This is a genomic window from Nocardia africana NBRC 100379, assembly GCF_001612635.1.
Lineage (GTDB): Bacteria > Actinomycetota > Actinomycetes > Mycobacteriales > Mycobacteriaceae > Nocardia > Nocardia africana.
In genome coordinates this window covers 63,980-75,554 of sequence record NZ_BDAV01000024.1, presented here as the reverse complement: position 1 = coordinate 75,554, position 11,575 = coordinate 63,980, and the positions used below count along the sequence as shown (strand labels likewise).

Annotated in this window: 9 protein-coding genes; 3 read left to right on the top strand and 6 right to left on the bottom strand. The window is 69.9% G+C overall.

Features of this window, described 5'->3' with window-relative positions; genetic code table 11:
- Positions 1 to 77: 77 nt before the first annotated feature.
- Positions 78 to 587, bottom strand: a complete 510-nt coding sequence (locus NA3_RS32565) for a nitroreductase/quinone reductase family protein (RefSeq protein WP_062968286.1) — start codon at positions 585 to 587, stop codon at positions 78 to 80.
- Positions 588 to 638: 51 nt separating this feature from the next.
- Positions 639 to 1,430: an LLM class flavin-dependent oxidoreductase gene (locus NA3_RS32560; protein ID WP_062968284.1), complete on the bottom strand. Its 792-nt coding sequence runs from the start codon at positions 1,428 to 1,430 to the stop codon at positions 639 to 641.
- A 176-nt stretch (positions 1,431 to 1,606) separates the two neighbouring features.
- On the opposite strand from NA3_RS32560, the gene pta reads away from it, so the two are divergent.
- Positions 1,607 to 3,688 (top strand): phosphate acetyltransferase, encoded by a 2,082-nt coding sequence (pta, locus tag NA3_RS32555; RefSeq protein ID WP_062968282.1) that lies wholly within the window; start codon positions 1,607 to 1,609, stop codon positions 3,686 to 3,688.
- A gap of 138 nt (positions 3,689 to 3,826) precedes the next feature.
- The gene (locus tag NA3_RS32550; RefSeq protein ID WP_062968280.1) at positions 3,827 to 5,023 is read left to right on the top strand and encodes an acetate kinase; all 1,197 of its coding nucleotides are present in this window, start codon (positions 3,827 to 3,829) and stop codon (positions 5,021 to 5,023) included.
- Positions 5,024 to 5,030: 7 nt separating this feature from the next.
- Here NA3_RS32550 and NA3_RS32545 read toward each other — a convergent pair whose 3' ends face one another.
- Genes NA3_RS32545 through NA3_RS32535 form a run of 3 tightly spaced genes read right to left on the bottom strand, consistent with a single transcriptional unit; the run spans position 5,031 to position 9,871 of the window.
- Positions 5,031 to 7,550, bottom strand: a complete 2,520-nt coding sequence (locus tag NA3_RS32545) for a serine/threonine-protein kinase (RefSeq protein ID WP_084492063.1) — start codon at positions 7,548 to 7,550, stop codon at positions 5,031 to 5,033.
- A gap of 3 nt (positions 7,551 to 7,553) precedes the next feature.
- Entirely contained in the window at positions 7,554 to 8,525 is a 972-nt protein-coding gene (locus NA3_RS32540; protein ID WP_062968278.1) for a glutamate ABC transporter substrate-binding protein, read from the bottom strand.
- Positions 8,522 to 9,871: a GlnX family signal transduction membrane protein gene (locus tag NA3_RS32535; protein WP_062968277.1), complete on the bottom strand. Its 1,350-nt coding sequence runs from the start codon at positions 9,869 to 9,871 to the stop codon at positions 8,522 to 8,524. The genes NA3_RS32540 and NA3_RS32535 overlap by 4 nt, the downstream gene beginning before the upstream one ends.
- A gap of 146 nt (positions 9,872 to 10,017) precedes the next feature.
- On the opposite strand from NA3_RS32535, the gene NA3_RS32530 reads away from it, so the two are divergent.
- Complete coding sequence (locus NA3_RS32530) at positions 10,018 to 10,689, top strand: NUDIX hydrolase (RefSeq protein WP_084492061.1); 672 nt, start codon at positions 10,018 to 10,020, stop codon at positions 10,687 to 10,689.
- 47 nt (positions 10,690 to 10,736) lie between these two features.
- On the opposite strand, the gene thiE is transcribed toward NA3_RS32530, so the two are convergent.
- Positions 10,737 to 11,414, bottom strand: coding sequence for a thiamine phosphate synthase (thiE, locus tag NA3_RS32525; protein WP_084492060.1), 678 nt, complete (start codon positions 11,412 to 11,414; stop codon positions 10,737 to 10,739).
- Between the last annotated feature and the right edge of the window lie 161 nt (positions 11,415 to 11,575).

The following is an 11,575-nucleotide window of genomic DNA, read 5'->3' as shown; positions in this document are numbered from 1 at the left end:
TCTGCGCGCACTCTGAGCCGGCGCCGGCTACTCCTCGGATGTCACGCTCGGCGAGTCGAGCGTGACATTGCGAAACCTCACGCTTTGGTCAGGGCGAACAAGCGCAGGTCGCGGGTGGTCCGGTTGCGGTAGGCGGCGTAGGCCTCGGTCGTCTCCACGAACCGGTCGAAGATCCGCTGTTTGCGCACCGGATCCTCGACCAGCTCTGCGCGCACCGGAATGCTCTGTCCCGCAAGGGTTACCGTCGCCTCGGGACCGGCCAGCAGATTGGCGGTCCAGGCGGGATGGCGGGACTGGCCGAAGTTGCTGCCGATCACGTACAGCGTGTCGCCGTCGTGGACGTACAACAGCGGTGAGGTGCGCGGCTGCCCGGACTTGCGACCGGTGGTGGTGAGCAGAACGATCGGCGCGCCGATCGGGCCGAGCACGGTGTAGCGAGCGCCGGTGCGCTGCAACACTTTCCGGTCCAGCGGGGTGAGGGTGCGGACGACGAGCGATCCGAATTTCGTCGCGGCGAACGCGCTCGCTGTCCGCCCGAGCAGACCGGTCCGCGAACCCCATTGCCGATCCGGAAACTGTGCCGTCATGGACAGTGATCCTAAGGCTCCGGCCGGCGTCGCGCGGGTGGGTGAGAGCGTTTACCGCCGGATCGCGGCCGCGAATTCGTAGCCCTGGCGCCAGTCACCGTCGCGCGGTGCGGTGAGCAGGTGGTCGACGCCCGCCTCGGTGTAGGCGTCGAACAGTTCCCGGGCTTCGCCGAGCTCCGCGGGCAATGCCGTGACGACGGAGACGGTGGGTGCGTTCCGCCCGAACTCCGTGGCGAATTCGGTCAATTCCCTTCTGGCGGTGGCGATGTCCTGCGGTGCGAGCCCGATCGCGAGCCAGCCGTCGGCGAACTCGGCCGCCCGGCGCCGGGCGCGCGGACCGTCCCCGGCCACCAGGATCGGCGGAACCGTCGCACCGGGTGCGAGCGTGACCTCGGTGCCGTCCGGCAGGACGGCGGGCCGGCCCGCGATCAGGTCGGGCAGCACGCGCAGATTCTCGTCGGTGCGCCGGCCCCGGTCGCCGAACGACAGCCCGGCCGCTCGCCAGCCGATATCGCCGTGGGCGGGATTGCCGGTGCCGACACCCAGTAGCAGCCGATCCGCGGAGACGTACTGCAGCGCGGCGATCTGCTTGGCCGCCCATGCGGCCGGGCGCAGTGCGAGCAGCAGCACGCCGTAGCCGATGTGAATCCGTTCGGTCACCGCCGCCGCGGTCGCCAGCGTGACCGAACTCTCCAGAATCGGCGCGCTGGCTACGAGGTGGTCGGTCGACCACACCGAATCGAGCCCTACCTCCTCGGCGAACCGCGCCGCGGCGCCGACATCGCCGAGGATCGGCCGCCGGGGATCGGGAGTGGAGGTGGGAAGGAAGGTACCGAGTCGCATGGATACGACACTACGGATGAGCCGTGAGCCGATGAATGGTCGAAAAGCGCAGCTGTATGTCCGGAACACTCAGGTCTCGGTGGCGGTCGCATTCCGCCGACCGCCCGAATGTGATTTCACCGGCACCGGTCGTGGGTTCGACCGCCGGCGCTCACCCGCTCACTAAGCTCGGGACCATGGCCGAACCCGCACCCTCCACCGTGTACATCGCGTCACTGGAAGGTGACACCGGCAAATCCACCGTGGCACTGGGCATGTTGCAGATGCTCTCGGCGACGACGCCGCGGGTGGGCGTCTTCCGGCCGATCACCCGGTCCAACCGGGGCCGCGACTACATTCTCGAGCTGCTGCTCGAACACTGCACCGCCGATATCGACTACGAACAGGCGGTCGGTGTCACCTACGAGCAGGTGCACGCCGACCCCGACGCCGCGATCAGTGAGATCGTGATGCGGTTCCACGAGGTCGCCAAGGTATGCGACGCCGTGGTGGTGGTCGGCAGCGACTACACCGATGTCGCCGGGCCCAGCGAACTGCGCTACAACGCCCGGATCGCGGTCAACCTCGGCGCACCGGTCCTGCTGGTCCTGCGCGGGTCCGGTCGCAGTCCCGAGGAGGTCGTGCAGGTCGCCCGGGTCTGCGAGGCCGAACTCGAACACGAGCACGCGCAGCTCATGGCGATCATCGTCAACCGCTGCGATCCCGAGCGGCTCGAAGACGTGCGGGAGGCGATGGCGGTGCTGCCCTGTCCGTCGTGGACGATGCCGGAGGTGCCGCTGCTGACGGCGCCGACCATGAACGAACTCTGCGAGGCCATCGACGGCACCGTCTATTCGGGCGATCCGGAACTGCTGCAGCGCGAGGCGCTGAAGGTGATGGTCGGCGGGATGACCGCCGAGCACATCCTCGAGCGGCTCAGCGACGGCGTCGCGGTGATCGTGCCGGGCGACCGTTCCGACGTCCTGCTGTCGCTGGTGAACGCGCACGAGGCGGAGGGGTTCCCGTCGCTGTCGGGCATCATCATGAACGGGGGCATGCTGCCGGATCCGGCGATCGCCCGCCTGATGGAGGGCCTCAAGCCGAAACTGCCCATCCTCACCACGCAGCTGGGCACCTTCGACACCGCCAGCGCCGCCGCGCGCACCCGCGGGCGGGTCTCGCTCAGCAGTATGCGCAAGGTCGACACCGCGCTGGCGCTGATGGAGCAGCGGGTGGACAGCCGGAAGCTGTTGAATCTCATCGAAATTCCGGTGCCCTCGGTGGTCACGCCGCAGATGTTCGAATACCAGCTGGTGGAACGGGCTCGTGCCGATCCGCGCCGGATCGTGTTGCCGGAGGGCGACGACGATCGCATCCTGCGAGCGGCCGGACGCGTGCTGCAACGCAAGATCGCGGAGCTGACCATCCTCGGCGACGAGGCCACCGTGCGGGCCCGCGCGGCCGAACTCGGTGTGGACATCGACGCCGCCCAGGTACTCGATCCACGCACCAGCGAGCTGCGCGGAGAATTCGCCGAAGAATTCGCGCGGCTGCGCGCGCACAAGGGGATGACGGTCGAGCGGGCCCGCGAATTCATGGCCGACATCTCGTATTTCGGCACCATGATGGTGTACCGGGGCATCGCCGACGGCATGGTCTCCGGCGCCGCGCACACCACCGCGCATACGATCCGGCCCTCGTTCGAGATCATCAAGACCGAACCCGGCGTTTCGACGGTGTCGAGTGTCTTCCTGATGTGCCTGGCCGATCGGGTGCTGGCCTACGGCGACTGCGCGGTGGTGCCGGATCCGACCTCCGAACAGCTCTCCGATATCGCGATCTCCTCAGCCCGCACCGCGCAGCAGTTCGGGATCGAGCCCCGGGTGGCGATGCTGTCGTATTCGACGGGCGAGTCCGGATCCGGCGCGGATGTCGACAAGGTCAGGGCCGCAACCGAACTGGTGCACCGGCGCGCGCCGCACCTGCCGGTGGAGGGCCCGATCCAGTACGACGCCGCGATCGAACCGACGGTCGCGAGCACCAAACTTCCGCATTCCGATGTCGCCGGGCGCGCGACGGTGTTCATCTTCCCGGACCTCAATACCGGGAACAACACCTACAAGGCCGTGCAACGCAGCGCGGGCGCGGTGGCGATCGGACCGGTGCTGCAGGGATTGCGCAAACCGGTCAACGACCTGTCGCGCGGCGCCCTGGTGGCCGACATCGTGAACACCGTGGCCATCACGGCGATCCAGGCGCAGAAGCAGGAGGCACGGTGAGCGACAATCGCGCAGCGGCTCGCTGTGCCGACCGGGTGCGGGTGCCCCGCAGGACACTGGAGGCACGGTGAGCGACAATCGCGCAGCGGCTCGCTGTGCCGACCGGGTGCGGGTGCCCCGCAAGTCACAGGAGGGCTGATGCAGGTATTGGTGATCAACTCGGGGTCGTCGTCGATCAAATATCAACTGCTGGACCCGGTTTCGGCGCACGTGGCGGCGTCCGGGCTGGTGTCGCGCATCGGGGAGCCCGTCTCCGAGGACGAGGTCACCGTCGAACATCACAGTGACGGAAAGGATTTCGAGCACGCGGGACCGATTCCCGATCACGCGGCGGGGCTGCGAGTCGCGTTCGACCTGTTCTCGCGCAGCGGTCAGGATCTGAGCGGGGCGGGGCTCTCGGCGGTCGGACATCGGGTCGTGCACGGTGGCGAGGTCTTCTACGAACCGACCCTGATCACCGACGCCGTGGTGGAATCGATCGACAAACTCTCGACCCTGGCGCCACTGCACAATCCGGCCAACGTCACCGGCATCCGCTCCGCGCGCGCACTGCTGCCCGATCTCCCGCAGGTCGCGGTCTTCGACACCGCCTTCTTCCACGGACTGCCCGACGCCGCGAAGACCTACGCCATCGACGCCGGTGTCGCGGCCGCGCACGGCGTCCGGCGCTACGGATTTCACGGCACCTCGCACGAGTACGTCTCCGGGCGGGTGTCCGAACTGCTCGGCGGCGACCCGGCCGCGCACAACCAGATCGTCCTGCATCTGGGTAACGGCGCCTCGGCCTCGGCGATTCGCGGCGGCCGGGCCGTCGACACCAGCATGGGACTGACGCCGCTGGAGGGGTTGGTGATGGGCACCCGGTCCGGCGATATCGATCCGGGCATTCCACTGCATCTGGCGCGGACCGCGGGTCTGGACATCGACGACATCGACGAACTGCTCAACCGCCGGTCGGGCATCAAGGGGTTGTCCGGGGTCAACGACTTCCGGCGGTTGTTCGAGCTGATCGAATCCGGCGATGCCGCGGCGCGGTTGGCCTATGACGTCTACGTGCATCGGTTGCGTCACTACATCGGCGCCTACCTGGTGGAGCTGGGCCGCGTCGACGCGATCACCTTCACCGCCGGCGTCGGGGAGAACAACGCGCAGGTGCGCGCCGACGCGCTGGCCGGGCTGGAACGCTTCGGCATCGCGGTGGATCCGGTGCGCAACGCCGCGAAAGACCGCGCGGCGCGCCATATTTCACCTCCGGACGCGGAGGTGGCCGTGCTCGTGGTGCCGACCGACGAGGAACTGGCGATCGCCCGTGCGGCGGCCGCGCTGGTGGGCTGAAGGAAACTCAGAACCAGCTCTTGGCGCGGATCGCGTTCGCCAGATCCACCAGGGCGTAGCGGTGTGTCCGGCCGGGGGCGGTGCGGGCGAGCGCGCGCAGTCCCGATTCGATCCCCCGGCGCAGCCCGCGTTCGGTGAACGGTTGTCCGAGCAGGGTCCGGTCCGATGCCTGCGGACGATGTCCGGCCTGCAGCCACGCCAGAGCGGTGCCGAGAACCAGGATCCGCAGCTGCGCGACCCGGCGTTCCGTCGCGGGCAGTGCCTGCAGCCGCGCCGCGGCGACGTGCAGGGTGGACTCCTCCAGCCGGTCGGTGGCGGCGTGCGTCCGCTGTGTCTCACCGGCCTCGGGCTCCGAGTCGGCGGGTTCGGCGGGCTGTGCGGTGAGCAGGAGCAGGACCGCGGTCAGCCGCGCCTCGGTGTAGTGCCGGGAGGCGGAGGGAACCTCGTCGAGGGCCGCGACCGCCGCGCCGACCCGGCCGTCGGCGGCCAATTGCCGGGCGAGCCCGAACGCGGCACTGACCACGCCGCGGTCGGTCCGCCACACCGTCGCGTAGAACTTCTCGGCGCACCGCCGCCACTGCGCGGGATCCGGCGAATCCCAATGTTGCAGAACCAGTTCCGCGGTCGCGGCGAGGGCGAGTTTGGGTGCGATCTCACCGGGCAGCGCGCACAGCACCGTGTCGAAGCAGTCGTAGGCGCGTTCGTAATCCTGCTCGCGCAGCGCGATCAGGCCCTGGAACCAGTCGGTGCGCCAATCGTGTTCGCCCAGAGACCCCAGCAGCTCCCGGGCCGCGCCCGGTTGGTCGAGATCGAGGTGGATGCGCACCTCGGCCAGGGTGGCCTCGGCGGCGAAACCGTCCGGCGCACCACCCGGCGCGGTCTCGGCTCGCCGCCGCGCGGCCCGCACCGCGTCGAGGGCATGTTCCGGTTCGGAGTGCACGGTTCCGGCGAGCAGCGCGGCCGAGGGATCGGCCGGATCGATCAGCGGCACCGGCAGGGCGGCGGCGATATCGCGGGCGGCGAGGTTCTTACCGCGGACCACGCCGTCGGCGTAGACGTCGGTCTGCGCGATCAACTCGTCGGTGCCGAAACTGGTACGCGGTGGACTGAACAGTGTCGACAGCTGCGGATGTTCGGTACCGGTGTCGGTGGCCAGGATTTCGCGTAGCACGCCCGCGAGCTGTGTGGTCATCACCCGGGCCGAGGGGAAGCGGCGGGCCGGATCGGGATCGGTCGCGGTCAGCAACAGCCGATGCAGGAATTCGTAGCGAGCCAGGACCGGTTCGACGTCAGGGTGCGGTATGCCGTCGGTGTAGCGGCCGGCGACCATCGGGATATTCACGGTCAGCACCGCCAGGGTGCGGCCGACGGTGTAGATGTCGGTGGCCGCGGTGGGGCCGGTGGTGGCGATCTCCGGCGCTTGGAACCCCTTGGTGCCGTACAGATTTCCGTAGGAGTCGAACGGTGCCGTGGCGCCCAGGTCGATCAGTTTCACCTGGTCTTCGGTGACCATGATGTTGTCGGGCTTGAGGTCGTTGTAGGCCAGCTCCAGCGCGTGCAGGTATTCCAGCGCGGGCAGGATCTCCAGGATGTAGGCGATCGCCTCCGGAACCGGCATTCGTTCCGGCCGTGGATGCGTGTCGAGCAGATCGCGCAGCGAACGACCGCCCACGTACTCCATGACGATGTAGCCGATCGGCGAGCCGTCGGGCCCCGGATGTTCGACGAAGTTGTGGATCTTGACGATGCTCGGATGGGCAAGTTCGGCCAGATACCGACGTTCGGCGACCGCGACCGCCTGAGCCTCGGCATCGCCGCCGTGCAGCAGGCCCTTCAATACGACCCAGCGGTCGCTGACGTTGCGATCGATCGCGAGATAGATCCAGCCGAGTCCGCCGTGCGCGATACAGCCCTGGATCTCGTACTGCCCGGCGACGCGATCGCCGGCCCGCAGGTACGGACGGAAATCGTAAGGGGCGCCGCAATTGTCGCAGATTCCGACGGCCGTGGCGGCGTGGGCGGGCGTGCTACGCCCGACCGGCCGGCCGCAGCGCCAGCAGTACCGCCGGCCCTCGGCCACCACCGGATCGGCGAGTACCGCCACCATCGGATCCATCTGTGGCACAGCGGGAATCGGCACCAGACCGGCGCCCAGGCGGCGCACGGTGGGGCGGGAGCGCACGGTGCGCCCGCTGCGCCCGGTGGGGCGGCTCGGCTCGCTCGGATACGACGCGGTGTCCGGCCCGCCGGTGCCGGTCGGGGTAGCGGCGGTGGCGGGACCGGTGAACGAGGCTGCGGCCGTGGGCATGTCGGCGCGCTGGGTCCCCTGGATGTGCTGCGCACCGGGGATCTGCTGTTGCCCGGGTGTTTGCCGAGTTCCGGGTGTCTGCCGGGTCCCCGGCGGTTCCGGGGCGCGGCGGTGCTGCGGTGTCGTCGGGGCCTCACCGGTTTCCGGTGTGGACGTGAGAGACGTCGGCGGAACGGATGCCGGCGGATCGGATTCGGAGAACTGCTGGTGTTCGGACATCGATCAGTCCCGATAGGTCGGTTCCGGCGGTCCGGCCGCGGGACCCAGCGCGGGCGCCAGCCAATGCTGATAGAGCCGATCCCAGGTGCCGTCGGTGCGCAATCGCTGCAGGGTGGCATTGACGAACCGGACCATGTCGTCGTTCCCCTTCGGAACGCCGACGCCGTAGGGTTCGTCGCTGAGGGCGGGGCCCACCACCTCGGCGTACGGATCCTGGGCTGCCAGCCCGGCGAGCAGCGCGTCGTCGGTGCTGACCGCGTCGACCTGGCGCTGCTGCAACACCACCAGGCAGTCCGCCCAGGTCGGGACCGTCATGATCGCGGCCGTCGGCTGGATGTGGCGGATCCGGTCGAGCGAGGTGGTGCCGCCCACCGCGCACACGCGCTTACCGGCCAGATCCGCCATCGAGGTGATGCCGGATCCCTTCACGGCCAGCACGCGCTGATGCGACATCAGATAGGTGGTGGAGAAGTCCACGCGCTGACGTCGATCGCAGGTGATGGTCATGGTCTTCACCACGACGTCGACGGTGTGATCCTGCAGTGCCCGTTCGCGATCCGCCGAGCCGAGGATCCGGTATTCGATGCGGCGCGGATCGCCGAACAGGTCGCGCGCGATCTCGGCGGCGACGTCGACGTCGAAGCCGGCCAGGGTGCCGCTGATCGGGTCGCGGAAGCTGAACAGATTGCTGCCCGGGTCCAGGCCGACCAGCAATCGCCCGCGCGCGCGGACGGCATCGAGGGCCGGTCCGTGGTCGGCGCCGGGGCGCAGGCTGGCGGTGGGATTGCCGCATTGTGGTTCGAGATCGGGCGCGGGAGCCGACTGTGGTTGTGTCACCACGGCATTGGCGGGCAGTGGTGGCTCGGTGTAATTGCCGCTGCCGCCGGTGCGCGGGGCGCTCGGCGCACCGCCGCAGCCCCCGGCCAGGAGCGTCGATGCCGCCAATGCCGCTGCCGCGACCCGCCTCGCCCTCATCGGTACTCCCTCAAACGCGGCCACAGGCCGGCCACCACGAACACCGCCGCCAGCGCGGCCAGGGTGAGTGCGCCCGGAGCCAGGAAATCCAGCGAACGCGCGGCATCGGATATCTCCCCGCGCAACGTATTTCGGGTGGCCCCCATGCCGGCGGCGAGCGCGTTGTCGAGGGTGTCGACCGCGGCGCTGGCCTGCGCCGGATCCGCGCCGATCGCCACCACGGTGGCCGCCGGGAAATCGCCGCGGCCCAGCGCGTCGTTCATCCGCTGATGCGCGGAGCGCCAACGGCCCAGTGCCGCATGCGCATTGCGCACATCGTCGGCGCCCGGTGCGTCGCCGGGATAGTGGGTGAGCAGATCGTCGAGCCGCGCGGTGGCGGTGTCGTATGTGTGGTCGTAGTCGCCGCTGGCATCGCGGCGCACCAGTTTCAGCGTCTCCGCCGCTCGCGCCTGCTGGGCGAGGATGCGGCTCTCGGTCAGCTGTGCGCCCGGTAGCGCGCCGTCGTCGCGTCCCGAGGTGGTCGCCACCGCCGAGAACGACCCGGCGATCACCGTCCAGGCCAGCAGGATCAGCAGAACGCCGGAGGCCGCCAGCAGACCCGGATTGAGCACTCGATGCCACCGCCGGGCCAGATAGAACTGCGCCGCCACCAGCGCGGCGAGGGTCAGGATCGGCAGCACGATCGCCGCCCAGGGCGGGCGTACATGCTGGCGCTGGGTGGCCGCGATCGCCGCGGACCGGTGTTCCTGCAACTCCTGCGCGGTCGGGAGCATGGTGGTCTGCATGAGATTCGACGCCTCGCTCAGATACGCGGCGCCGACGGGATGGCCTTCGCGATTGTTGGCGCGTGCGGTTTCGATCAGCCCGGTGTAGACCGGCAGTTCCGTGGCCACGCCGGTGCGCAGGCGGGTGTCGGCATCGGGCGTGGCCGAGCCGGGCGTACCGGCGTTGTCGGACTGGGCCACCAGTTCCGCCGCTGCCTCACCGACCGCCTGGTCGTAGCGGTCGCGCACCGGTTTCGGCTCCAGCCCGCCCGAGATGAAGGCGGTGCCGGCGGCGGCGTCGGCCACCGACAGCGAGGTGTAGAGATGCTGGGCGGAATTGGCGTCGGGTTCGGCCTGGTCGAGGAGATTGTCCAGGGCGTGCTGGCGGTGGCCCACCTCTCCCGAGGTGACGGCGCCGGCGACCAGGCACAGCCCGAGCAGCAGCAGGCCCAGCGCGATCAGCCGGGCGGGGGACGAGCGCGCGAACGCGCGGACTTCGGTCGCGTCGAGCCGGCTGCGCACGGCGGCAGCCGCGGCCCGCGGGGACAGCTCGTCGAGCTGCGAATGCCCGATTCGAGCCATGCCCACCTCCGTTCGTTCAGCGGGTTGCATTGTGCGGACTGAGCTTATTGTGGTCGTACCGGTACCGCCCGATATGTGTCGGTCATGACGGCGGTGCCCGGAGGCCGGCGATCAGGACGCCGGCGCGGATCGGGACGAGGCGGAGCATGCGCGGTGACGGAGACGGCTTCTTGGAGAGCCCCGATGGGACGCGGCAGTGGGGCCTGTTCGGGGCCGCCGGACTGCTGCTGCGGGCACCTCGGCAGGGCGGCGGCGCGCTGGTGCTGCTGCAACATCGGGCGCCGTGGAGCCATCAGGGCGGAACGTGGGCGCTGCCCGGTGGTGCACGCGACAGTCATGAGACCAGCGTGCACGCTGCGGTGCGTGAGGCGCAGGAAGAAGCCGGAATCGATCCGGATGCGGTGCGGGTGCGCGGCAGCCGGGTGACGAGTACCGCGGACTCCGGCTGGACCTACACCACCGTGGTGGCCGATGTGTCGGAAACCTTGGCTACCACCGCGAATCGCGAAAGTGCCGAGCTGGCGTGGGTTCCCGAGGAGGAGGTCGACGCCAGGCCGCTGCATCCCGGATTCGCCGCCGCATGGCCCGGTTTGCGGGCGGCCGCGGCCCGGCTGGAACTGGAGGGTCTCGCCGAGGCGGCCGCCATCGCGGCGGTGCTGCCGCGCACGATCGACCTCGCCGATCGCGGATTCCTGTGGCTGGACGCCCACGACTCCGCCGCGCCGACCGCCCGGATCGCGCAGCGCGAGAACGGATCCGGTGGGTGCGCGCGGTACGAGGAAACGCTGCTGCTGACCCTGGACCAGGTGCTGGGCTGAACGCCGTGTGTGAATAGCCGTGTCCTCCCCATGTGTACGGCTGTGGATCAGTTCGCCGCGTTCTCCAGCAGCCGCTGTTTGAGTTCGCGGGCGGCGGCCTGGGGGTCGCGCGCCGCGGTGATGGCACGCACCACCACCACTCGGTCGGCGCCGGCCGCGAGCACCTCCGGCAGGCGGTCGCGATCGATACCGCCGATCGCGAACCACGGCCGGGTCGGATGCGACTCCGCGGTCGAGCGCACCAGCTCGATTCCCGCCGCGGCGCGGCCCGGTTTGGTCGGCGTATCCCACACCGGCCCGGTGCAGAAGTAGTCGATGTGCTCGTCGACGATCGCGAGACCGGCCTGATTGCGATTGTGGGTGGACCGGCCGATCACCACATCGGGCCCGACGATCCGGCGGGCGTACCAGGGCGGTAGGTCGCCCTGGCCCAGATGCAGCACGTCGGCGCCGGCCGCCAGCGCGATATCGGCGCGATCGTTGACGGCGACCAGCGCGCCGTGGCGGCGGGCGGCGGCCTTCAGTTCGGCCAGCGCGCCGAGTTCGGCACCGGCCTCGAGCGGCCCGAACTTCGCCTCGCCGGCCGAACCCTTGTCACGTAGCTGGATGATGTCGACGCCGCCGGACAGCGCCGCCTCGGCGAACGCGGCCAGATCACCGGTATCGCGCCGGGCGTCGGTGCACAGGTAGAGCCGGGCCGAGGCCAGGCGTTCGCGCGGTGCCATCGGGCGTTGCGATTGGGACGGTTGCACGGCTTCGACCGTAGCCGCGCTACCGTGGAGAGGCGAAACAAGAGGGCATTCCCGCAGCGATGGCGGCCGCGCGGGAACGCCGATTTCCCGGTGTCGGCCGTGCACGGCGCGGTGCGTGCGAGTCCGGGACCCGA

Excerpts from the sequence above, each read along its gene's own strand:
- NA3_RS32565 (WP_062968286.1), bottom strand. The coding sequence starts at position 587 with ATGACGGCACAGTTTCCGGATCGGCAATGGGGTTCGCGGACCGGTCTG.
- NA3_RS32560 (WP_062968284.1), bottom strand. The coding sequence starts at position 1,430 with ATGCGACTCGGTACCTTCCTTCCCACCTCCACTCCCGATCCCCGGCGG.
- pta (WP_062968282.1), top strand. The coding sequence starts at position 1,607 with ATGGCCGAACCCGCACCCTCCACCGTGTACATCGCGTCACTGGAAGGT.
- NA3_RS32550 (WP_062968280.1), top strand. The coding sequence starts at position 3,827 with ATGCAGGTATTGGTGATCAACTCGGGGTCGTCGTCGATCAAATATCAA.
- NA3_RS32545 (WP_084492063.1), bottom strand. The coding sequence starts at position 7,550 with ATGTCCGAACACCAGCAGTTCTCCGAATCCGATCCGCCGGCATCCGTT.
- NA3_RS32540 (WP_062968278.1), bottom strand. The coding sequence starts at position 8,525 with ATGAGGGCGAGGCGGGTCGCGGCAGCGGCATTGGCGGCATCGACGCTC.
- NA3_RS32535 (WP_062968277.1), bottom strand. The coding sequence starts at position 9,871 with ATGGCTCGAATCGGGCATTCGCAGCTCGACGAGCTGTCCCCGCGGGCC.
- NA3_RS32530 (WP_084492061.1), top strand. The coding sequence starts at position 10,018 with ATGCGCGGTGACGGAGACGGCTTCTTGGAGAGCCCCGATGGGACGCGG.
- thiE (WP_084492060.1), bottom strand. The coding sequence starts at position 11,414 with ATGGCACCGCGCGAACGCCTGGCCTCGGCCCGGCTCTACCTGTGCACC.